Genomic DNA, 20,395 nt, shown 5'->3' on the forward strand with positions numbered 1-20,395 from the left:
TAGTCATACCGCGTGACCACCAAGCAACAGACCGGGGTCACCAGGAAAAACGCAGCACGGTCCTACTGCGGAACTCCTCGTCCGGCCGGAGCTCGGTGCTCGGGTACTCGGGGTGGTGCGGGGAGTCGGGGTGGTGCTGGGTCTCCAGTGCGATCCCCGCATACGGTCCGTAAGGGACCCCGGCCGCGCCGCGCACCGTGCCCGCGAAGGTGTTGGCGGTGTAGACCTGCAGCCCCGGCTCGGTGGTGAGCACCTCCAGGGTCCGCCCGGAGACCGGGTCGGTGAGCAGCGCCGCCCGGGCCGCGACCCCGTCCTGCGGCCTTGCTCGGAGTACGAAGTTGTGGTCGAAGCCGCCGGCCGCCTTCAACTGCGGGTGGTCCTGCGCGAGCTGACCGCCGATCGGCCGGGCGGTGGTGAAGTCGAACGGGGTGCCGGCCACCGACTCGTACGGACCGTAGGGGACCTGGCGCTCGTCGACCGGGGTGTAGGCGTCCGCTTCCAGGGTCAGCAGGTGGTCCAGCACGTCGCCGCTGCCCTCGCCGGCCAGGTTGACGTAGGCATGATTAGTGAGGTTGATCACGGTCGGACGGGTCGTCACCGCCCGGTACTCGATGGACAGTTCGCCGGCCGGGTCGAGCAGGTAGCTGACCCAGACGTCCAGCGCGCCCGGGAAGCCCTGGTCGCCGTCCGGACTGTGCAGATGCAGCCGGACCCCGGCCCGCTCCCCGTCGGCCACCTCCTCGGCCGCCCACAGCCGGTCGGCGAACCCGTCCGGGCCGCCGTGCAGGGTGACCCCGTGCCCGGTCGGGGTGAGCCGGTGCTCGTGGCCGTCCAGGGTGATCCGGCTGTCGGCGATCCGGTTCGCGTAGCGGCCCACGGTGGCACCGAAGTGCCGGGCCGGGCCGAGGATCTGGCCCAGTTCGTCACTGGCCAGCAGCACCTGGGCCACGGCTCCGGTGCGGTCCGGCACCAGCGCGGTGTGCAGGGTGGCGCCGAGGGTCAGCACCGAGACCTCGATCGGCCCGCCCCGCACCGTCCACCGCTCGATCGCCGCCCCGGCCCCGCCGTGCTGCAGCGGGGCGTGCGAGACCTGTACAGGTCGCAGCTCATGGGTCGTCAACTACCGCTCCTTCACTGGGGCCCGGTGACATGCCGAGCCTAGGGGGTGCCGGGCCGCTCGCCCGGCCGCTCGAGCGCCGCCGCCAACGCCCGGCGCGGCTGGTTGACCAGCACTCCCCTGCTCAGTCACCCTCGGTCCCCTCCGGCTCGGAACTGCGTAGTCTCCACCGAGGCTAGCGCCGACCGGGCCGCGAGGGACATGCTTCGCCCAGGTTCCCCCTGACGAGAGGTCAGCCGAGCAGCTTGGCCTTGGCCTGCTGGAACTCCCCGGGGGTGAGCAGGCCCTGTTGGACCATCGTGCCGAGGCGGGTCAGCTGGTCGGCCATGTCGGCGACGCCCGGCGACGCGGCGGCGGCCGGCGGTACGGGCCGGGCCTGCTGCTGGGCCCGGAGGTCGGCGATCGCCTGGTCCTGCGCCTGCTCGTCGGCTGCCGAACGGGCCGCGCCACGCCCCGCCGCGTAGGCCGCACCGCCGACCACCAGGCCGCGCACCAGCGGGGCACCCACCGGGCGCACCACCCTGACCGGCCGGATCGGCCGCATCGGACGGAACACTGCCCCTCACCTCCCGGCCGCGGCGCGCACGGCCTCTTCGATGTGCTCCGGCGGGATCCGCACTCCGGTGGCGATCCGTCCGCCGACCGCGCGCAGCGCCTGGGCCGCCTCCTGGGCCCACAGGTGCTCGATCAGCACCAGCACGGCCACCGTGCCGGGCTCCAGCAGCTCGGCCGTCTCCTGCGCGTCCTCCGGCCCGATCAGCTGCAGTTCCTCGGGGCCGTCGCCGACGATGTCCCGCAGGTGCTCGAAGTCCGCGAGTTCGCCGTAGGTCACCTCGCCGGAGGCGGCGTGGGTGACCACCAGGGAGTCGATCACCCGGATGTCGCCCGCGGTGCGCAGCTTGACCAGCGCCTGGGCGGCCTCGGCCGTGATGGTCTCCTGCGGGAAGGTCAGAACGAGCAGTTCGGCCGGCCCCATGCAGGACTCCTTTCGGTGCGTCGAACGACCCCTTTCGGGATCTAAGCACACTCATTCCAGGCAGGAACGGACCGCCGCGATGAGCCTGCGCGACCGGATGTCGCCGGTCACCCCCGGTTGCATGCCGCAGGTGACGTAGCCGAAGGCCAGGCCCAGCTCCGGATCGGCGAACCCCAGTGCACCGCCGCGCCCCGGGTGCCCGAAGGCCGCCGGGGAGCTCATCGGCGAGGTCGGCCCGTGCCGGAAGTAGCCGTGCCCGAAACGGGAGTTGACGACCAGCACCCGGTCCGGCCCGTCGCTGGCCGGCCCCATCGCCTCGGCCAGCGTGAAGCGGTCGAACAGCGCGGTGCCCTGCTCGGTGGCGCCGATCAGCGCCGCGTAGAACCGGGCCACCGCGCGGGCGGTGCCGATCCCGTTGGCACCGGGGATCTCGGCGGCCTGCACGACCGGGTCGTTCAGATCCAGCTTGGGGCTGACCGCGGCGAACGAGCGGGCGGTCAGCGACTGCGGATCCTGGTAGGCCTCCACCACGCCGCGCCGGGGCCGCAGCCGCAGGCCGCCGTCCGGATCGGCCGGGCGGGGCAGGTCGACCAGCCGGCCCACCCGGGCGGCGACCCGGGCCGGCAGGCCGATCCACAGGTCCAGGCCGAGCGGCTCGGCGATCTCCTCGGCGAAGTAGCGGCCCACGGTGCGCCCGCTCACCCGCCGGACCACCTCGCCGACCAGCCAGCCGTAGGTGTACGGGTGGTAGCCGTGCGCGGTGCCCGGCTCCCAGAACGGGCGCTGGGCGGCCACCGCCGCCACCGCCGGCTCCCAGGCCAGCACCTCGCCCACCCGCAGTTGGCGGTCCAGCGCGGGCAGCCCGGCCCGGTGCGAGAGCAGCCAACGCACCGGGATCCGCTCCTTGCCGGCCGCCTTGAACTCCGGCCAGTACTGCGCCACCGGGGCGTCCAGGTCCAGCTCGCCGCGCTGGGCCAGCAGCAGGGCGGCGGCGGCCGTCGCCCCTTTGGTGACCGAGCGCAGCACCTGGGTGGAGTCGGCCTGCCAGGCCACCGCGGGCGCCGGCCGGCCGCCCACCTCCGGACGGGCGTCACCGGCCCACAGGTCCACCACCTTGCGGCCGCGGTGGTAGAGCGCGAAGGCCGCGCCGAGTTCGCCGTACTCCCGGAAGTTGGCGGCGAACGCCTCCCGGACCGGCTCGAAGCCCTCGGCCGCACTCCCCTGGATCTGCACGCCGTCCACGCTGACCTCTGCCTTTCGCCGCCCGCTTGCCGCTCGCACTCTAGTCTGAGCCCATGATCGAGCCCGAGGACGAAGTGCTGGACGTGGTCGACGAGCAGGACCGGGTGGTGGGCACCGCGCCGCGCGGCGAGGTGTACCGGCGCAAGCTGACCCACCGCTGCGCGATGGTGCTGGTCCGGGACGCGCAGCAGCGGATCTTCGTGCACCGGCGGGCGGCCGCCAAGTCCTTCGCGCCGGGCACTTACGACGTGTTCGTGGGCGGGGTGCTCGGCACCGGCGAGAGCTACGCCGAGGCGGCGGTGCGCGAGGCCGAGGAGGAGCTGGGGGTGGCCGGGATCAGCACCGAGCCGCTGTTCCGCTTCCTCTACCGGCACGAGGACGGCAGCGCCTGGTTCTGCGACGTGCACCAGGCCCGCTGGACCGGACCGGTCGCACCGCAGCAGTCCGAGATCGACTGGCACGACTGGCTGACGGAGGACCAGATCGCGGCCCGGCTCACCGAGTGGCCCTTCGTCCCCGACGGCCTCGCCGCCTGGCACCGCTACCTGGCCGCCCGCTAGCGGACCGTGTCCCGGTCCCCGTCCCCGTCCTCGTCCTCGGCGGGGTCCCAGTGCGGGTGCTCGCGGGTGGCCCAGAGCGGGTCGGCCCGGCCGGTGCGCATGCTGCGGCGGGCCTCCGGGTCGTTGAACGCCATATAGAGGTGCCCCAGCACCACCACGCCGACCGCCAGTGCCAGCCAGTCGTGCACGAAGGTCGCCCCGGTCCGCCAGGTCAGCGGCGCGAGGTGGGTGAACCACATCAGCAGCCCCGTGCCCAGCATCACCACCGCCGCGCCGGCGATCCAACCCGCGTACAGCTTCTGCCCGGCGTTGAACTTCCCGGCCGGACGGAAGTCGGCGCGGCGCAGCACCGCGCGCAGCCACTGCCGGTCGTACGACTGGAACCGGTTCAGCCGCCCGAGGTCCCGGCGCAGCGCCCGCGAGCCGAGGCCCAGCAGCAGCGGCACCGGCAGCGCCAGGCCCGCCCACTCGTGCACCACCACGACCAGTCGGCGCCGACCCACCAGCTCGGCCAGCTGCGGCAGGTACAGGCAGGCGGCGGTGGCCAGGCAAGTGAGCATCAGCGCGGCCGTGCAGCGGTGCACCCAGCGCTCGGCCCGGGAGAACCGGGGCAGCCGGCCGTCGGCAGCGGTCGGGTCAGCTGGTCGGGGCATCGTCACGTCCGTTCGAGCGGCCGACCCAGGCGTCGGTGTCATAGCCGTAGTGCTCCCAGTAGCCCTTCTGCACGGTCGGGGTGACGGTGATCCCGGAGAGCCACTTGGCCGACTTGTAGAAGTACATCGGCGCCACGTACAGCCGCACCGGTCCGCCGTGGTCGTGGGTGACCGGGCGGTCCTGCATCCGCAGGGCGACCAGCACGTCGTCCCGGCGGGCCTGGTCCAGGGTCAGGCTCTCGCTGTAGCTGCCGTCGAAGCAGCTGAACCGGACCGCGGCGGCACCGCGCTGGATCCCGGCAGCGGCCAGCAGGTCGGCGAGCTTGACCCCCTGGAACGGGGTGGCCGACACCCGCCAGCCGGTCACGCACTGCACGTCGTGCACGATCCGGGTCTGCGGCAGCGCCTCCAGGTCGGCGAGCGTGTAGCTGGCCGGGTGGTCCACCAGGCCGTCCACGGTCAGGCGGTAGTCGGTTGCGCTCCTGGCCTCGACCGGGCCGGTCACCGAGTAGTAGCGGAAGCCGCCGGAGTTGGGCAGCAGGTCGGTCAGGCCGGTCGGGTCCTTCCGGGCCACCCCGGAGAGCACCGAGTCCAGCGCCCGCGAGAGCACCGGCCCGGCCGCCACCCCGGCGGCGCCCAGGCCGATCACCCCCAGCATCACCCGTCGGCCCACCGGGGTGCCGCGCTGTGCCGCATCGTCGTTCACGTTCCCCATTGTCGTCCCGCGGGGACGGCGCCGACAGGACTGCGGGCCCGCCGTCAGACTTTCGTCACCACCGGGGCGCCCGCTCCGCCCGCCGCCACCGCCCCGGGCAGGTCGATAGGGTGGGCCGCATGGCCCCCCGAACGCCCGCTGCCGCTGCCCGGACCCCGTCGCGCCGACGGCTGAGCGTGGACGAGCGGCGCGAGCAGCTGATCGCCGTCGCCCTGGAGCTGTTCAGCGCCCGGCCGCCGGAGGAGGTGTCGATCGACGACATCGCCGCCGCCGCCGGTGCCTCGCGGCCGCTGGTCTACCACTACTTCCCCGGCAAGCAGGCGATCTACGAGGAGTCGCTGCGCCGGGCCGCCGTGGAGCTGGCCGGCCGGTTCGAGGAGCCCGCGGTCGGCGCCCTGTCCGACCGGCTGGACCGGGTGATGGACCGTTACCTGGCCTACGTGGCCGGCCACGGGCCCGGGTTCGCCGCGCTGCTGCGCGGTGGCTCGGTGGCGGCCAGTCCCGGGACCAACGCGGTGATCGACGAGGTGCGCCAGGCCGCCCACGACCAGATCCTGGTGCACCTGGCGCTGCCCGACCCCAGCCCCCAGCTGCGGCTGACCATCCGCGCCTGGATCGCCAAGGCCGAGATCACCTCGCTCGCTTGGCTCGCCGACGGGCAGCGCGAGCCGCGCGAGCTGGTCCGCCGCCGCCTGGTGCAGGACTTCGTGGCCGCCCTGGTGGTCACCGCCGCCCGCGAACCCGAGCTGGCCGCGGCCCTGGCCGGCTACCTGGGCGCCGAGCGCCCGGGCTCGCCCACCTCGGACCTGGTCCAGGACCTGGCCGGCCTGCTCGCCGTCCCGGCGCTGGCGCAGGCGCTGACCGAGCTGGTCGTCGGGGCCGGCGCCGACGGAGCCGATCCGGCGCCGCCGGCGCTCTGATACAAAAAACCACACGCACGCGATCAGGAGCGGGGGCCGCGGAACATGACGCAGGACGGGTACCCGGGCGCAGCGCCCGGCACGACGGCCGCGAGCACGGCGGCCGCGGACACGGCGGAGACCACGACCGGCGCCCCCGCGGGCGGTGCGGAGAGCGCCCGGGCGGCGGCGACCACGGCGGGTGCCGAGGCGATCGGCGCCACCATCGACTCGCTGGCCGCGGCCCTGCTCGGTCCCCGGGCCACCCGCTACCCGGCCCGCGCGCTGACCACCGGCCCGGCCCGCACCCGGCTGTTCGACCGCTGGCTCGCCCTCTCCGGCCCGGGCCGGCTGGCCATCCCCGGTTTCGGCACCGTGCTCTCCTGCAGCACCGCGCCGCCCGCCCCGCACCGCGCGGCCGAGGCGGTCGCCGAGCTGCTGGCCCGCTACGGCGACGGCCCGGTGAGCGGGGTGACCGGTTCGGCCGGGCCGCTGCGGGCCGCCGACTTCCAGCTGCCGGTGGCCGCCCAGCCCTCGGACGCCCGGCTGCGCCCGCCGTTCGCCGCGCCGCTGGCCGAGCTCGCCGGTGGCAGGCACACCCTGACGCCGGAGGAGCTGCCCACCGGCCACGGGGTCGAGGTCCGGCTCGCGCTGCCGGCCGCCTTCCACGCGCTCACCGTGCGCGGCTCGGGCCGGGCCTTGGCCGAGCAGCTGGCCGAGGTGGCCGAGGAGCTGTTCGCGGCCGAGGGGCTGCCGGCCCGCCGGGACTGGGCGGTGCTGACCGCGACGCTGGCCGACCCGGGCGCGGCGGCCGGGGTCCGGTACGCCGGCCTGGCGGCGGTGGAGCTGGACGGCCGCCCGAGCAGCGCCTCGCTGGTCGTGGCGGTGCACCGGGACGCCACCCCGGTGGCCGAGTTGGCCGCGGAGCTGGCCACCTCGCGCCCGCACGCCGAGGTGTGGACGGTGATCCTGCCGGCCGGGCCGGCCGTGGTGCTGGTGCAGAGCCGCACCGGTGCGGTGCCGGCCGCGCTGACCGGGGACGGGGTGCGGCACTGGCTGGTCTGCTCGGTGATGCAGGCCTTCCTGCCGCTGCCGGACGGCGGCTCGCTGCTCTCGGTGCAGCTGGGAACGGCACAGGGCGAGGACTGGGAGCGGTACGCCCAGCTCTTCGCGGACCTGCTGCGCAGTGTGGAGACGGGTTGGGACGGGGAGCCGGCCCAGCTGACGGAGCGGCAGCTGACGGCGGCTCAGCTGCCGCCGGTGCCCCAGCTGGTGCCTGTCCAGCCCGCGGCGGCACCCCCGGTGCCGCCGCGGCCGCCGGCTCCCCCGGTGGTCCCCGCGCCGTCGGCCGCGCCCGCGGTGACACCGGCGCCGGACCCGGACCCGGCCCCGGAGGGAGTCGAGGAGACCCCGGTGCTGGTGCCGCCGGACGACCTCGACCCCTTCGCCAAGCTGCCGGAACCGCCTGGCCAGCCCGTCCGGGCCGCCGCCCCGGAGCCGCCCGCGCCCGAAGCCGTACCCGCGCCCGTGCCCAAGCCCGTGCCGTTGGACCCGTTCGGCACGGTGATGGCCAATCAGCCCCAGGACCCGTTCGGCACCGTCACCCGCCAGACCCCGGCCGGCGCCGCGGCCCCGCCCCGCCCGGCGAGCGCCCCGGCGGCCGCGGCGCCGCCCGGACCCGGCAAGGGGACCCCGGTGCTGGTGCCGCCGGACGACTTCGACCCCTTCGCCCCACAACCCGAGGAGCCGGCCCAGGCCCCGGCCGCCAAGGGCACCCCGGTGCTGATCCCGCCCGACGACTTCGACCCCTTCGCCCCACAACCCGAGGAGCCGGCCCAAGCCCCGGCCGCCAAGGGCACCCCCGTCCTGATCCCGCCCGACGACTTCGACCCCTTCGCCCCACAACCCGAGCAACCCGCCCGGTCGGCGGACAGCCCGGCCTCCAGCGCGGCTTCAGCCCCGCCCAAGCCCGACCCGTTCTCCTAGGGAGCGCGAACGCTGGCGGGGTGCCGGTGACCCGGCCTACCCCTGGGGCCCCGCTCCCGCCACCCCGTCAGCGCGCGCCCAGCCACTAATCCTGCCCCCGCACCTCCGGCGGCAGCCCCATCCCCGGCCCGGCCGTGGCCATCGGCGCTCCGCCCCGCACCCGCGGGCTGCGCCGGCCGCGCCGCTCGACCCAGTGGGCCAGCCAGGAGAGCAGCAGACACATGCCGATGTAGACCGGTGCGATCACCATGACCACCGGGATGAACGGCAGGTCGTAGTCCAGGTTGGTGGCGATCAGCTTGCCCGCGTGCAGGAACTCCTCGTAGGTGATCAGGAAGCCGAGCGAGGTGTCCTTCAACGCCACCACCAGCTGGCTGATGATGCTCGGCAGCATCGCCCGGTTGGCCTGCGGGACCAGCACCGAGGCCATCACCTGGGTCTTGCGCATCCCGAGCGCGAACGCCGCCTCCTGCTGCCCGCGCGGCACCGCCCGCACCCCGGCCCGGAACACCTCGGCCAGCACCGAGCCGTTGTACAGGGTCAGCCCGGCGACCAGGGCCCAGAGCGGCTGCACCTTCATCGCCACGAAGATGAAGAAGATCATCACCAGCAGCGGCATGGCCCGGAAGAACTCCACCACCAGGGTGGACAGCCAGCGCACCACCCGGTGCTCGGACAGCCGCCCGGCCGCGAACAGCGCGCCGAAGGGCAGCGCGAAGAGCACCGTCAGCCCGAAGGCCTTGAGCGTGTTGAGCAGCCCGTGCCAGAGCAGCTCCTGGATCCCGACGTACTGGAACGGGTTCCACTTGGCGTAGCTGAACTGCCCGGTGCTGACCAGCTCGTAGCCGATCCAGGCGAGCAGTCCGGCGATCGCGAGCAGCGCCAGCACCCCGTACAGCCGGTGCCGGGAGCGGGCCTTGGGGCCGGGGATGTCGTAGAGCGCGCTGGCGCTCGGTGCCGCCGCCGTCATCGGGCCACCGCCAGTCGTCGTTCCAGCAGGTTGAAGACGGCGCTGATGGCCAGGGTGATGACCAGGTAGCCGACCGCGATCCAGACGAAGGTCCAGATGATGCTGTAGCCCAGCTCGTTGATGGTCCGGTAGCTGCCGAGCAGTTCGGTGACGCTGAACGAGCCGGCGATCGCCGAGTTCTTGGCCAGCGCGATCAGCAGGCTGCCGATCGGCCCGATCACCGAGCGGGCGGCCTGCGGCAGCACCACCAGCGACAGGGTCTGGCCGAAGGTCATGCCGAGGCTGCGGGCCGCCTCGCCCTGGCCCAGCGGCACCGTGTTGATGCCCGAACGCAGCGCCTCGCAGATGAAGGCCGAGGTGTAGCAGCTCAGCGCCAGCACCGCGAAGGTGAAGAAGGGCAGCGAGATGCCGAACCTGGGCAGGCCCAGCACCACGATGAAGAAGAGCAGGGTCAGCGGGGTGTTGCGCAGCAGCGTGACCCAGACGGTGCCGAAGGCGCGCAGCCCCGGCACCGGGGAGACCCGGAAGCCGGCGATCAGCACCCCGAGCAGCAGCGCCAGCGCCGAGCTGACCGCGGTGAGCTCGATGGTGCCGACGAAGCCTTCCCAGTAGGTGTGCCAGTTGGCGGTCAGGACGTGCATCGGGCCGCTCCTCAGTACCGCTGGATCGCGGGCGGGGTGGGCGCCGGCACGCCGGACAGGCCCAGGGTGGCGTCGTAGGCCTTCTTCCAGTCGCCGTTCTGCTCGTGGCGGGCCAGCGCGTCGTCGATCGCGCCGCGCAGCGCGGTGTCCGACTTGGGGGTGCCGATCCCGTAGGGCTCGGTGGAGAACGGCTGCCCGGCGATCCGCAGCTCGTCCGGCACCTTGGCCGCGTAGCCCTGCAGGATGGCGTTGTCGGTGGTCACCGTGTCCACCTGACCGGTGATCAGGTTGTCGACGCAGGCCGAGTAGGTGTCGTAGCCGACCAGCTTGGCCTTGGGGTACTGCTGCTGGATCCGCTGGTAGGGGGTGGAGCCGGCGGCCGAGCAGACCTTCTTGCCGGCCAGGTCCTGCGGGCCGGTGATGCCGCTCTCGTGCTTGCGCACCAGCAGGCCCTGGCCGGCCACGAAGTAGGGGCCGGCGAAGCCGACCAGCTTCTTGCGGTTGTCGTTGATGGTGTAGGTGCCGACGTAGTAGTCGACCTGGCCGTTCTGCAGCGCAGTCTCCCGGTTGGCCGAGGCGATCGTCTTGAACTCGATCCGGTCGGGCCCGAAGCCCAGGTCGGCGGCGACCATCTTGGCGATCTCGATGTCGAAGCCGGAGTAGACCCCGCTGGCCGGGTCCTTCTGGCCCAGGTAGGGCTGGTCCTCCTTGGCGCCGATCACCAGGTGGCCGCGGCCGCGGGCGGCGTCCACGGTGGGTGAGCCGGTCACCGCCGGGGCGGTGGCGACCTGGTAGCTGGGCAGGCTGGACGGCTGCGGGCCCTTGGCCGGCGGGGTGCCGGGCTTGCCGCAGCCCAGCGGCGCGGCGAGCAGCAGGAGCAGGGCCGAACAGGTGACGAAGCGTCGCACTCCGGCCCCCTCAGTGGTGCAGGATCTTGGAGAGGAAGTCCTTGGCCCGCTCGCTGCGCGGGTTGGCGAAGAACTCCTCCGGGGCCCGGTCCTCGACGATCCGCCCGTCGGCCATGAAGACCACCCGGTTGGCGGCGGAGCGCGCGAAGCCCATCTCGTGGGTGACCACCACCATGGTCATCCCGTCCGCGGCCAGGCCGCGCATCACGTCCAGCACCTCGGTGATCATCTCCGGGTCCAGGGCCGAGGTCGGCTCGTCGAACAGCAGCGCCTTCGGCTCCATCGCCAGCGCCCGGGCGATGGCCACCCGCTGCTGCTGTCCGCCGGAGAGCTGGGCCGGGTACTTGTCAGCGTGCTCCACCAGGCCGACCCGCTCCAGCAGCGACCGGCCCTTGGCCTCGGCCTCGGCCCGACTGCGGCCGCGGACCTTGACCTGGGCCAGCGTCACGTTCTGCAGCACGGTCTTGTGGGCGAACAGGTTGAAGGACTGGAAGACCATCCCGACCTCGGCCCGCAGCCGGGCCAGCCCGCGGCCCTCCGCGGGCAGCGGCTGCCCGTCGATGGTGATGGTGCCGCTCTCGATCGACTCCAGCCGGTTGATGGCGCGGCAGAGCGTCGACTTGCCCGAGCCGGAGGGGCCGATCACCACCACCACCTCGCCCCGGCCCACCGTCAGATCGATGTCCTGGAGCACATGGAGCGCACCGTAGTGCTTGTTGACCCCGCTGAGCTGGATCAGCGGGGTGAAGGGCGCAGTGGTCACGCGCCGTCCCTCCCCTGGTCGAAATCGGTTGCCCGGCTCCCCGGCCGGGTCAGCGCATGTCCCGGCGGCCCTTGACGACGTAGCCGAGCACCGCGCCGATCAGCAGCGTGGTGAGCAGCGCGATCCACAGCGGGGCCGTCACCGTGAACACCCAGAACTGGATCTTCACCTTGTCGAGGTTGGCGAACAGGAACCAGAGCGCGAGCCCGGCGCCCACCACGCCCACCACGACGTTGGTCGGGATGCCGGCGATCTCACTTCGCTTCTGTTTTCCGGAGAACGAACTGCCCGGGTTCTTGGTCACAGGGGCAGTGTGCTCGCCGGGTCGCCCGAAGCCGGGCCGATCCACCGTCAGCTGCCCCTTACGGAGTACCCCGCGTCCCCCACACGAGTGATCGGAAACTGGTTCGACCCGCCCGGGAACACCGACAGCCGGCCAGGGGTTCTCTCTGCGGCACCACTGGACGACCCGAAGGGCACTTCCCTCTCGTGAGCAGCATCCCCACCATCACCCTGAACAACGGTCTGGCCATGCCGCAGCTCGGCTTCGGCGTCTGGCAGGTCCCGGACGAGGCGGCGGCCGCCGCCGTCCGCACTGCCATCGAGGCCGGCTACCGCAGCATCGACACCGCCGCCATCTACGAGAACGAGGCGGGCACCGGCCAGGGCGTCCGCGAGGCGGGCGTGCCGCGCGAGGAGCTGTTCCTCACCACCAAGCTGTGGAACAGCGGCACCAAGGACTGGTCCGGCCAGGCCGGCCGGGACGCGGTGCTGCGCGAGTTCGACGCTTCGCTCGAGCGCCTGGGCACCGACTACGTCGACCTGTACCTGATCCACTGGCCGCGGCCGATGCACGGCAGCTACGGCAACATCTGGCAGGCCTTCGAGGAGCTGGCGGCCGGCGGTCGGGCCAAGGCGGTCGGCGTCTCCAACTTCGGCCAGGCCGAGCTGACGGCGCTGTTCGAGACCACCTCGCTGGTCCCCGCGGTCAACCAGGTCGAGCTGCACCCGTACTTCCCGCAGCGCGAGCTGCGCGCCTTCCACGCGGAGCACGGCATCGCCACCGAGGCGTGGAGCCCGCTGGGCCAGGGCGGGGAGCTGCTGGCCGAGCCGGCGCTGACCAAGGTCGCCGCCAAGCACGGCCGCACCGCGGCCCAGGTGGTGCTCCGCTGGCACCTGCAGAGCGGCGTGATCACCATCCCGAAGTCGGTGACCCCGGCCCGGATCAAGGAGAACTTCGAGGTGGCCGGCTTCGAGCTGGACGCGGAGGACATGGCCGCGGTCGACTCCGTGGCCACCGGTCGGCGGATCGGACCGGACCCGGCCGGTTTCGACTGGAACTGAGCATGAACTGACCACGGGTCAGTGAAAAACCCCGTGGGCGTCCCAGTTCGGGAACGCCCACGGGGGTTTTGCTTTCACCGGATTCCCGGCTGCCCAGGATCCCGGAGGCGAATCGTTACGCCTCCGGCGCGAGCCGGGCCGCCTTGCCCAGCAGTACCAGTACCCGCTGCTGCTCAGCGGGCTCCAGCGGCTCCAGCAGCAGCCGCTCCACCTGCGCCACCCCGGCGGCGGCGCTGTGCAACAGCTCCTGACCGGTGGGCGAGAGCGAGAGCAGGTTGCGCCGGCCGTCCGAGGGGTCCCGCCGGCGCAGCACCAGGCCGCGTCGGACCAGTCGGGAGACCATCTCGGCCATCGTCGCCTTGTCCAGCGAGGCCAGCTCGCCGACCGTGCGCTGGTCCGCCCCCGGTTCGGTCTCCAGGGCGTCCAGCACGGCGAACTGAGGTGCAGTCAGCTCGGAGCCGACGTGCTCCGACCAGAGCTTGGTGTGCACCTGCTGGCCGACCCGGATCAGGTAGCCGACCGCTCGCTGCGCGTCCAGCAGCGGCCGGGTGTCGGTCAGCGCGGCCACTGCGGCCGGCTCGAGCCTGGCTATCTTGGCCAGCACCCGGACGAGCTCGAGCTGCTCGTCGGAGCTGAGCGGTTCGAACAGGGTGCGCTGCACCCTGACCACTCCGCCGGTGGCCTCGCGCACGGCTTGGGCGCCGTTCTGCGAGAGCGCGAGCAGCTTGCGCCGGCCGTCCGCCGGATCGCGGCGGCGCAGCACCAGCCCGCGCCGCACCAGCCGAGCGACCATCTCGGCCATCGTCGCCTTGTCCAGCGACGCACGCTCACCGACGGTGCGCTGGTCGGCGCCCGGTTCGAGAGCGAGCGCGAGCAGGACCGCGAACTGAGGAGCCGTCAGTTCGGCTCCGACATGCTCGGACCACAGCCTGGTGTGTACCTGCTGGGTCACGCGGATGAGGTGTCCGGGCGACTGCTGAAGCCGTCCGGGCACACGGGTCGTCGGGATCTCCCCCAGCACCATGAATCCGTCCTGATGTCACACCCGGCGTGCTGTGGGACACCCGGGCGGGGCAGTAGCGGCGTGCTGGCCTCCCCCGGGCGGGACCGGCACCAACCGCAGTGATGTCGACCCGAATCGAGGGGAGCTCCGCCGTGCAGCCGACGGCTGCTGGCGCACACTATACAAACGGAGCCCCTGATGCGGCAGGCAGGGGCGGACAGTAGACGGATGTTCGGTGTACTTGTGGTAGTTCGTCCCGCGATATCGACTTGACCTTTTACCGAAGCGGCACTCTGGCTCCGTTAACTACTCGCCGGTAGGGTGACTCCACCCCTGAACCGAGTAGAGACGAGTGCTTCGCATGACCGAGCAGAGCAGCAGCCAGCAGGTCGCCGTCGTCACCGGTGCCGCGCGCGGCATCGGCGCCGCCACCGCACTGCGGCTGGCCGCCGACGGGTACGCGGTCGCCGTGGTCGACCTCGAGGAGTCGGCCGGCCGGGAGACCGTGGAGAAGATCATCGCGAACGGCGGGCGGGCCCTGGCCGTCGGCGCGGACGTATCCGACGAGGCCCAGGTCGAGGCGGCCGTGGCGCGGATCGCCGCCGAGCTCGGCGCCCCGGTGGTGCTGGTCAACAACGCCGGCGTGCTGCGCGACAACCTGCTGTTCAAGATGTCCGCGGCGGACTGGGACACCGTGCTGAACGTGCACCTGCGCGGTGCCTTCCTGATGACCCGGGCCTGCCAGAAGCACATGGTGGACGCCGGCTTCGGCCGGATCGTGAACCTCTCCTCCTCCTCGGCCCAGGGCAACCGCGGCCAGGCCAACTACTCCGCCGCCAAGGCGGGCCTGCAGGGCTTCACCAAGACCCTGGCGATCGAGCTGGGCAAGTTCGGCATCACCGCCAACGCGGTGGCCCCGGGCTTCATCGCCACCGACATGACCGCCGCCACCGCGGCCCGGGTGGGCATGGAGTTCGAGGCGTTCAAGCAGGCGGCCGCCTCGCAGATCCCGGTCAACCGGGTCGGCGTGCCCGAGGACATCGCCCACACCATCTCCTTCCTCACCAGCAAGGGCGCCGGTTTCGTCAGCGGTCAGGTGATTTACGTCGCCGGCGGCCCGCTCGACTAGTCATTCCTGCGTAGCGTCCCTGGTCACCCGTCGCCCCGGTGGCCAGGGACGTTGCGTATTCATCCGGTCGTCGGACCGGATGACCAGCTCGCGCCCCGGCGCGCCCCGGGAGGCGGGGGCGCACTCCGTCCGCTCCCACTCACCCCTCACGCCACCAGGGTTTTCCGGTCGAACAATTGACACTCCGTCGCCCGGATGATCGTGCGCTGTCTATGCTGCTGTCAGGACCCAGGCAACCGGGACGAGGGCGGGACTCATGGAGAACGACGTCAGCTGGATGGCCACCGACTGGACCGAGGAGGAGCGGCCGGCCACCGATCTGCGCCCCGAGATGCCGCACCCGGCCCGGATCTACAACTACTTCCTGGGCGGCAAGGACAACTTCCCCGCCGACCGGGCCGCCGCCGAGCAGATGATCGCCGTCGCCCCGCGGACCCCCGGCGCGGCCAAGGCCAACCGGGCCTTCCTGCAGCGGGCCGTGCGCTTCGTCGCCGGCCAGGGCATCGACCAGTTCCTGGACATCGGCACCGGCATCCCCACCGCGGGCAACACCCACGAGGTGGCCCAGCAGGTGAACCCCAAGGCCGGCGTGGTATACGTGGACAACGACCCGATCGTGCTGGCGCACGCCCGGGCCCTGATGGCCGGGGCCGGCCACGGCGCCACCGCGGTGATCCAGGCCGACCTGCGCGAGCCCGCCGCGATCCTGGCCGACCCCCGGGTCCACGAGGTGCTCGACTTCGACCGGCCGGTGGCCCTGATGCTGGTCGCGGTGCTGCACTTCGTCGACGAGGAACTGGACCCGTACGGCCTGGTCGCCACCCTGCTCGAGGCACTGCCCTCCGGCAGCTACCTGATCCTGTCGCACGCCACCGGCGACTTCGACCCGCCGGCCACCGCCGAGGCGGGCAAGCAGATCTACAAGAAGGCCGCCGCCCAGGTCAGTCCGCGCACCCGCGAGCAGGTGGCCCGGTTCACGGCGGGCCTGGAGGAGGTCGAGCCGGGTCTGGTGGCGCTCTCCCGGTGGCGACCGGAGTCGGCCGAGCAGGCCGAGGTCTGGGCGCCGGGCTACGCGGTGGTCGCCCGCAAGCCCTGAGGCGGCGGGCCGTCAGTACTGCTCCGTCAGCGCCCGCAGCCGGGCCGCCTCCGCGGCCATGGCGGCCCGCTCGGCGCGCCGCCGCTTGCGCGCCTCGTCCGCGCCGAGCGGCTCCACCACGTGGAAGCAGGCCCCGCAGACGTAGCCGCCCTGCGGCCCCTCGGACACCGACGTCCCGCAGGACGCGCAGTACCTGGAGTAGGTGACGGTAGCAGCCATGGAGACCTCGCATCGGGTACGAAGAGTGGCTCCACGGTAGCGTTTTGACCGTACATCAGCAAAGAGCGACCTGATGGACGATCAAGCGTCCACGGGGTGACTGGTGGCGATCGACCCGGTGCCGTCGCAGGTCCGGCAGGGTTCCTCGCGGTACGCGTGCTTGCTGCCGTCGGCCGAAACCCGGAAGCGCGTGTACGTACCGGTGCCCGCACACAGGAAGCAGTTGCCGCCGCCGTCGCGCTCGGTCGTTCCGGTGCCCTTGCAGGTCCGGCACTGCAGGCCGGCCAGTCGACCGGTCCCGGTGCAGATGGTGCACACCGCGATACTCACGCCCGCTCCTCCGCTCACTCGCCCGGATGCCCCGGACCACGAAGGGTACCCGGATTAACCTGGAGGTGTCCGGGTACCCGGGTAACGGACGGAGGTGGTCCGGGTGCGCAACGCCACCACACCGCGCCGCTGGCGCAGCGGGACCGAACCGCGGTTCGCCCGCAGCGACCTGAAGCTGCGGTTCCTGCTCTCGGTGCTCTTCACACCGTTCTTCGCGCTGATCACCGCGGCCTTCGCCACCGGCGCCGCGCTGGCGGGGCCGGCCAGCGTGCCCGCCCGCAGCACGCTGATCGGCTTCGCGGCGGTCTGCTTCGCGCTGACCGTCTTCGCCGCCGTCGACCTCTACGTCGTGATCCGCCGCCGGCGGGTCGAGCTCTGAACCGTCAGTGGTCCTCGACGCCTCAGCGGTTCCCGACCGCCTGCCTGACCAGCGTCTTGCCGAAGTCCCACATCAGCCCGCTGCCCCGGTGCGCGTCGTCCATCACGTCGCAGAACGCGTCGACGAACCGGTCCACCTCGCGCTCGGTGATGATCAGCGGCGGGATCAGCTTGATCACCTCCAGGTGGTCACCGGAGACCTGGGTCAGGATCCGGTGCCGCTGCAGCAGCGGGACCACCACCATCTGGGCGAACAGCCCCTTGCGGGCCGCCTGCAGCGCCGTCCAGCCGGTGCGCAGCTTGAGCGACTTGGGCCGGCCGAACTCGATGCCGATCATCAGCCCACGCCCGCGCACCTCGGCCAGCATCTCGTACTTCTCCCCCAGCGCGGCCAGCCGGGAGCGGAACAGCTCGCCCACCACCCGGGCGTTCTCCACCACCCGCTCGTCCTTCATCACCTTCAGGGTGGCCAGGCCCGCCGCCATCGCCTGCGCGTTGGACCCGAAGCTGGCCGAGTGCACCAGCACCCGGTCCATCGAGGAGTAGACCTTCTCGAAGATCCAGTTCTTGCCCAGGGTGGCGCCGATCGGCACGTAGCCGCCGGACAGCGCCTTGGCCGCGCAGACCAGGTCGGGCTGCACCCCCGGCTCGTCCTGGTAGGCGAAGAACGCGCCGGTGCGGCCGATCCCGGTCTGCACCTCGTCGCAGATCAGCAGCGCCTTTTGCTCGTGCAGCAGCGCCTGGGCGGCGGCCAGCCAGCCGGGCGGGGCAGCGTGCACGCCCTTGCCCTGGATCGGCTCGACGATCAGCGCCGCCACGTCGCCCTTGCGCAGCTCGCGCTGGAGCGCGGCCAGGTCGCCGAGCGCGATCGCGGTGTCCGGCAGCAGCGGGTCGAAGCCCTTGCGGAAGCCGGCCTCGCCGTTGACCGAGAGCGAGCCGGTGGTCAGGCCGTGGAAGGCGTGGTCGCAGAAGAGGATCCGCTTCTTCCCCGTCGCGTACCGGGCGAACTTCAGCGCCGTCTCGACCGCCTCGGTGCCGCTGTTGCCGAAGAACACCCGGTCCATCCCCGGGGTCAGCGCCAGCAGCTCCTCGGCCAGCAGGCCCGGCAGCGGGGGGCAGTCGAACCTGGTCAGGTCCGGCAGGTCGAGGTCCATCACCTGCTGGACGGCATCGCGCACCACCGGGTGGTGGCGGCCCAGCGCGAAGATGCCGAAGCCGGCCAGCATGTCCAGGTAGTCGTTGCCCTCGGCGTCGTAGAAGTACGCGCCTTCGGCCCGCTCGTAGGTCTTGTCGAAGCCGATGGTGTGCAGCATCCGGGGCAGCTGCGGATTGAGGTGACGGGCATGCAGCTCGTACCGCTCCCCGCCGCGCGCGGCCAGCAGCGCGGCGAGGTCCATGGCTCCGTCTGGTCGGTCAGCTGGCACGGGGCTCGTTCACTCCTCGGTCGGTCAGTAGGTGCTTGGCGAAGGCGGCGGCCTGGGCGGCGATGCCGGTGCCGGTGAGGCCGGCCTCCTCCATGATCTCTCCCCGCCCGGCGTGCTCCAGGAACTCCTGACGCAGCCCCAGATCGCGCAGCGGGGTGTCCACGTCGGCGTCGCGCAGCGCCTGCGCGACGGCTGCGCCCACGCCACCGGCCCGGCCGTTGTCCTCGACCGTGACCACCAGCTGGTGGGCGGCGGCCAGCTTGACCAGGGCCGGGTCGACCGGCTTGACCCAGCGCGGGTCGACCACCGTGGTGGCGAAGCCGTCGGCGGTGAGCAGCGCGGCCGCGTCCAGGCAGGCGCCGGCCATGGTGCCGACCGAGACCAGCAGGATCTGCTGGCCGGTGCGGCCGGGCACGCCGGTCCGCTGCAGCACGTCCACCCCGCCGAGGTGCTCCACCGCCGGGTGCACCGGGGCGATCTCGCCCTTGGGGAATCGGACCACGGTCGGCGCGTCGGTCACCTCCAGCGCCTCGCGCAGCTGGGCCTTGAGCTGCTCGGCGTCGCGCGGGGCGGCCAGCCGCAGGCCGGGCACCACCTGCAGGATCGACATGTCCCACATGCCGTTGTGCGAGGCGCCGTCGTTCCCGGTGACGCCGGCCCGGTCCAGCACGAAGGTGACGCCGAGCCTGTGCAGCGCCACGTCCATCAGCACCTGGTCGAACGCCCGGTTGAGGAAGGTCGCGTAGACGGCGACCACCGGGTGCAGCCCCGCCGTGGCCAGGCCGGCGGCGCTGGCCACCGCATGCTGCTCGGCGATGCCCACGTCGAAGATCCGCTGCGGGAAGGCCTTGGCGAACGGCGCCAGGCCCACCGGCTGCAGCATCGCCGCGGTGATCGCCACCACGTCCGGCCGCTGGGTGCCGACCGCGAGCATCTCCTCGCCGAAGACCGACGTCCACGAGGTGCCGCCGCCGGGCGACAGCGGCAGGCAGGTGTACGGGTCCATCGCGCCGACCGCGTGGAACCGGTCCGCCTCGTCCAGCTCGGCGGGGCGGTAGCCGCGGCCCTTGACGGTCAGGCAGTGCACGATCACCGGGCCGCCGAAGCCGCGCGCCTTGCGCAGCGCGGACTCCACGGCGGCGATGTCGTGCCCGTCGATCGGGCCGAGGTACTTCAGCCCGAGGTCCTCGAACATGCCCTGCGGGGCGAAGGAGTCCTTGAATCCCTTCTTCGCGCCGTGCAGCGCCTCGAAGATCGGCTGGCCGACCACCGGGGTGCGCTGCAGCGCCTCCTTGCCCCAGGACAGGAAGCGCTCGTAGCCCTGGGTGGTGCGCAGCGTGCTGAGGTGGTTGGCCAGGCCGCCGATGGTCTTGGCGTACGAGCGCTCGTTGTCGTTGACCACGATGACCAGCGGGCGGTCCTGGGCCTCGGCGATGTTGTTCATCGCCTCCCAGGCGAGGCCGCCGGTGAGCGCGCCGTCGCCGATCACCGCGACGGTCTGGCGGTCCCGGCGGCCCTGGAGCTGGTGCGCCTTGGCGATCCCGTCGGCGTAGCTGAGCACGGTGGAGGCGTGCGAGTTCTCGATCACGTCGTGCTCGGACTCGGCCCGGGACGGGTAGCCGGACAGGCCGCCCTTGGCGCGCAGCCGGCTGAAGTCCTGCCGACCGGTCAGCAGCTTGTGCACGTAGGCCTGGTGCCCGGTGTCGAACAGGATCCGGTCCCGCGGCGAGTCGAAGACCCGGTGCAGCGCGATGGTCAGCTCCACCACCCCGAGGTTGGGGCCCAGGTGGCCGCCGGTGCGCGAGACCGCCTCGATCAGGAAGTCGCGGATCTCCTGGGAGAGTTCCGGCAGGCTGTTGGCCGGCAGCCGCTTGAGGTCGGCCGGGCTCTGGACGGAGGACAGCAGTGACATGACTCCACCTCTCGGTCTGGCGGTGCGGGTTGGGGGGTTCAGCCGGCCGTGACCACGGCCGGCGCCCCGCCTGGGCCGCCCTCGGCCAGGTGCTGCTCGGCGAGCAGCATCGCCTCCTCGATCAGGGTCT

At 72.7% G+C, this 20,395-nt stretch carries 23 protein-coding genes; 7 read left to right on the plus strand and 16 right to left on the minus strand.

Features of this window, described 5'->3' with window-relative positions; translation table 11 throughout:
- Positions 1 to 37 precede the first annotated feature (37 nt).
- From C7C46_RS06120 to C7C46_RS06135, 4 genes are all read right to left on the minus strand, one after another.
- Positions 38 to 1,120 (minus strand): aldose epimerase family protein, encoded by a 1,083-nt coding sequence (locus C7C46_RS06120; RefSeq protein WP_245984229.1) that lies wholly within the window; start codon positions 1,118 to 1,120, stop codon positions 38 to 40.
- Between the two features lie 229 nt (positions 1,121 to 1,349).
- A complete protein-coding gene (locus C7C46_RS06125; RefSeq protein WP_110666525.1) occupies positions 1,350 to 1,673 on the minus strand; it encodes an SHOCT domain-containing protein in 324 nt (107 codons plus the stop codon).
- A 6-nt stretch (positions 1,674 to 1,679) separates the two neighbouring features.
- Positions 1,680 to 2,093 carry a DUF6325 family protein gene (locus tag C7C46_RS06130; protein ID WP_110666527.1) on the minus strand — a complete coding sequence of 138 codons (414 nt, stop codon included), beginning with the start codon at positions 2,091 to 2,093 and terminating at the stop codon, positions 1,680 to 1,682.
- A 51-nt stretch (positions 2,094 to 2,144) separates the two neighbouring features.
- Positions 2,145 to 3,326 carry a serine hydrolase domain-containing protein gene (locus C7C46_RS06135; protein ID WP_110666577.1) on the minus strand — a complete coding sequence of 394 codons (1,182 nt, stop codon included), beginning with the start codon at positions 3,324 to 3,326 and terminating at the stop codon, positions 2,145 to 2,147.
- Positions 3,327 to 3,388: 62 nt separating this feature from the next.
- On the opposite strand from C7C46_RS06135, the gene C7C46_RS06140 reads away from it, so the two are divergent.
- A complete protein-coding gene (locus tag C7C46_RS06140; RefSeq protein ID WP_110666529.1) occupies positions 3,389 to 3,895 on the plus strand; it encodes an NUDIX hydrolase in 507 nt (168 codons plus the stop codon).
- Here C7C46_RS06140 and C7C46_RS06145 read toward each other — a convergent pair.
- Entirely contained in the window at positions 3,892 to 4,548 is a 657-nt protein-coding gene (locus tag C7C46_RS06145) for a cytochrome b/b6 domain-containing protein (protein ID WP_245984231.1), read from the minus strand. The two genes, C7C46_RS06140 and C7C46_RS06145, sit on opposite strands and share 4 nt — an antisense overlap.
- The gene (locus tag C7C46_RS06150) at positions 4,532 to 5,263 is read right to left on the minus strand and encodes a molybdopterin-dependent oxidoreductase (protein WP_110666534.1); all 732 of its coding nucleotides are present in this window, start codon (positions 5,261 to 5,263) and stop codon (positions 4,532 to 4,534) included. Before C7C46_RS06150 ends, C7C46_RS06145 begins: the two co-directional genes overlap by 17 nt.
- Positions 5,264 to 5,382: 119 nt before the next feature.
- Between C7C46_RS06150 and C7C46_RS06155 the strand changes: the two genes are divergently transcribed.
- Entirely contained in the window at positions 5,383 to 6,183 is an 801-nt protein-coding gene (locus C7C46_RS06155; protein WP_110666536.1) for a TetR/AcrR family transcriptional regulator, read from the plus strand.
- A 45-nt stretch (positions 6,184 to 6,228) separates the two neighbouring features.
- Complete coding sequence (locus tag C7C46_RS37225) at positions 6,229 to 8,148, plus strand: hypothetical protein (protein WP_181442218.1); 1,920 nt, start codon at positions 6,229 to 6,231, stop codon at positions 8,146 to 8,148.
- An 85-nt stretch (positions 8,149 to 8,233) separates the two neighbouring features.
- Here C7C46_RS37225 and C7C46_RS06170 read toward each other — a convergent pair whose 3' ends face one another.
- The 5 genes from C7C46_RS06170 to C7C46_RS06190 are packed head-to-tail and all read right to left on the minus strand — an operon-like array spanning position 8,234 to position 11,734.
- Positions 8,234 to 9,118: an amino acid ABC transporter permease gene (locus tag C7C46_RS06170; RefSeq protein WP_110666542.1), complete on the minus strand. Its 885-nt coding sequence runs from the start codon at positions 9,116 to 9,118 to the stop codon at positions 8,234 to 8,236.
- Positions 9,115 to 9,759 (minus strand): amino acid ABC transporter permease, encoded by a 645-nt coding sequence (locus C7C46_RS06175; protein ID WP_110666544.1) that lies wholly within the window; start codon positions 9,757 to 9,759, stop codon positions 9,115 to 9,117. Before C7C46_RS06175 ends, C7C46_RS06170 begins: the two co-directional genes overlap by 4 nt.
- A gap of 11 nt (positions 9,760 to 9,770) precedes the next feature.
- Positions 9,771 to 10,667 (minus strand): glutamate ABC transporter substrate-binding protein, encoded by an 897-nt coding sequence (locus C7C46_RS06180; protein WP_110666546.1) that lies wholly within the window; start codon positions 10,665 to 10,667, stop codon positions 9,771 to 9,773.
- 10 nt (positions 10,668 to 10,677) lie between these two features.
- On the minus strand, positions 10,678 to 11,430 hold the full coding sequence (locus tag C7C46_RS06185) for an amino acid ABC transporter ATP-binding protein (protein WP_110666548.1): 753 nt from the start codon (positions 11,428 to 11,430) through the stop codon (positions 10,678 to 10,680).
- A gap of 49 nt (positions 11,431 to 11,479) precedes the next feature.
- Positions 11,480 to 11,734: a LapA family protein gene (locus tag C7C46_RS06190; RefSeq protein ID WP_110666550.1), complete on the minus strand. Its 255-nt coding sequence runs from the start codon at positions 11,732 to 11,734 to the stop codon at positions 11,480 to 11,482.
- A gap of 185 nt (positions 11,735 to 11,919) precedes the next feature.
- On the opposite strand from C7C46_RS06190, the gene C7C46_RS06195 reads away from it, so the two are divergent.
- Complete coding sequence (locus C7C46_RS06195) at positions 11,920 to 12,774, plus strand: aldo/keto reductase (RefSeq protein ID WP_110666552.1); 855 nt, start codon at positions 11,920 to 11,922, stop codon at positions 12,772 to 12,774.
- 115 nt (positions 12,775 to 12,889) lie between these two features.
- On the opposite strand, the gene C7C46_RS36275 is transcribed toward C7C46_RS06195, so the two are convergent.
- Complete coding sequence (locus C7C46_RS36275; protein WP_245984233.1) at positions 12,890 to 13,726, minus strand: MarR family winged helix-turn-helix transcriptional regulator; 837 nt, start codon at positions 13,724 to 13,726, stop codon at positions 12,890 to 12,892.
- Between the two features lie 412 nt (positions 13,727 to 14,138).
- On the opposite strand from C7C46_RS36275, the gene C7C46_RS06210 reads away from it, so the two are divergent.
- Positions 14,139 to 14,906, plus strand: a complete 768-nt coding sequence (locus C7C46_RS06210; protein ID WP_110666554.1) for an SDR family oxidoreductase — start codon at positions 14,139 to 14,141, stop codon at positions 14,904 to 14,906.
- Between the two features lie 256 nt (positions 14,907 to 15,162).
- Positions 15,163 to 16,002 carry an SAM-dependent methyltransferase gene (locus C7C46_RS06215; protein ID WP_110666556.1) on the plus strand — a complete coding sequence of 280 codons (840 nt, stop codon included), beginning with the start codon at positions 15,163 to 15,165 and terminating at the stop codon, positions 16,000 to 16,002.
- 12 nt (positions 16,003 to 16,014) lie between these two features.
- On the opposite strand, the gene C7C46_RS06220 is transcribed toward C7C46_RS06215, so the two are convergent.
- Positions 16,015 to 16,221, minus strand: a complete 207-nt coding sequence (locus C7C46_RS06220; RefSeq protein WP_110666558.1) for a hypothetical protein — start codon at positions 16,219 to 16,221, stop codon at positions 16,015 to 16,017.
- A gap of 81 nt (positions 16,222 to 16,302) precedes the next feature.
- Positions 16,303 to 16,551, minus strand: a complete 249-nt coding sequence (locus tag C7C46_RS06225; protein WP_110666560.1) for a hypothetical protein — start codon at positions 16,549 to 16,551, stop codon at positions 16,303 to 16,305.
- 103 nt (positions 16,552 to 16,654) lie between these two features.
- On the opposite strand from C7C46_RS06225, the gene C7C46_RS06230 reads away from it, so the two are divergent.
- Positions 16,655 to 16,930, plus strand: coding sequence for a DUF6343 family protein (locus C7C46_RS06230; protein ID WP_110666582.1), 276 nt, complete (start codon positions 16,655 to 16,657; stop codon positions 16,928 to 16,930).
- Between the two features lie 22 nt (positions 16,931 to 16,952).
- On the opposite strand, the gene C7C46_RS06235 is transcribed toward C7C46_RS06230, so the two are convergent.
- A complete protein-coding gene (locus C7C46_RS06235) occupies positions 16,953 to 18,326 on the minus strand; it encodes an aspartate aminotransferase family protein (protein ID WP_110666562.1) in 1,374 nt (457 codons plus the stop codon).
- Positions 18,327 to 18,342: 16 nt separating this feature from the next.
- Positions 18,343 to 20,265 (minus strand): 1-deoxy-D-xylulose-5-phosphate synthase, encoded by a 1,923-nt coding sequence (gene dxs, locus C7C46_RS06240; protein WP_110666564.1) that lies wholly within the window; start codon positions 20,263 to 20,265, stop codon positions 18,343 to 18,345.
- Positions 20,266 to 20,395 lie beyond the last annotated feature (130 nt).

It is taken from the genome of Streptomyces tateyamensis, from assembly GCF_003205575.1.
GTDB lineage: Bacteria > Actinomycetota > Actinomycetes > Streptomycetales > Streptomycetaceae > Kitasatospora > Kitasatospora tateyamensis.

Excerpts from the sequence above, each read along its gene's own strand:
- C7C46_RS06175 (WP_110666544.1), bottom strand. The coding sequence starts at position 9,759 with ATGCACGTCCTGACCGCCAACTGGCACACCTACTGGGAAGGCTTCGTC.
- C7C46_RS06130 (WP_110666527.1), bottom strand. The coding sequence starts at position 2,093 with ATGGGGCCGGCCGAACTGCTCGTTCTGACCTTCCCGCAGGAGACCATC.
- C7C46_RS06215 (WP_110666556.1), top strand. The coding sequence starts at position 15,163 with ATGGAGAACGACGTCAGCTGGATGGCCACCGACTGGACCGAGGAGGAG.
- C7C46_RS06140 (WP_110666529.1), top strand. The coding sequence starts at position 3,389 with ATGATCGAGCCCGAGGACGAAGTGCTGGACGTGGTCGACGAGCAGGAC.
- C7C46_RS06235 (WP_110666562.1), bottom strand. The coding sequence starts at position 18,326 with ATGGACCTCGCCGCGCTGCTGGCCGCGCGCGGCGGGGAGCGGTACGAG.
- C7C46_RS06220 (WP_110666558.1), bottom strand. The coding sequence starts at position 16,221 with ATGGCTGCTACCGTCACCTACTCCAGGTACTGCGCGTCCTGCGGGACG.
- C7C46_RS06210 (WP_110666554.1), top strand. The coding sequence starts at position 14,139 with ATGACCGAGCAGAGCAGCAGCCAGCAGGTCGCCGTCGTCACCGGTGCC.
- C7C46_RS06145 (WP_245984231.1), bottom strand. The coding sequence starts at position 4,548 with ATGCCCCGACCAGCTGACCCGACCGCTGCCGACGGCCGGCTGCCCCGG.
- C7C46_RS06150 (WP_110666534.1), bottom strand. The coding sequence starts at position 5,263 with ATGGGGAACGTGAACGACGATGCGGCACAGCGCGGCACCCCGGTGGGC.
- C7C46_RS06155 (WP_110666536.1), top strand. The coding sequence starts at position 5,383 with ATGGCCCCCCGAACGCCCGCTGCCGCTGCCCGGACCCCGTCGCGCCGA.
- C7C46_RS06170 (WP_110666542.1), bottom strand. The coding sequence starts at position 9,118 with ATGACGGCGGCGGCACCGAGCGCCAGCGCGCTCTACGACATCCCCGGC.
- C7C46_RS37225 (WP_181442218.1), top strand. The coding sequence starts at position 6,229 with ATGACGCAGGACGGGTACCCGGGCGCAGCGCCCGGCACGACGGCCGCG.
- dxs (WP_110666564.1), bottom strand. The coding sequence starts at position 20,265 with ATGTCACTGCTGTCCTCCGTCCAGAGCCCGGCCGACCTCAAGCGGCTG.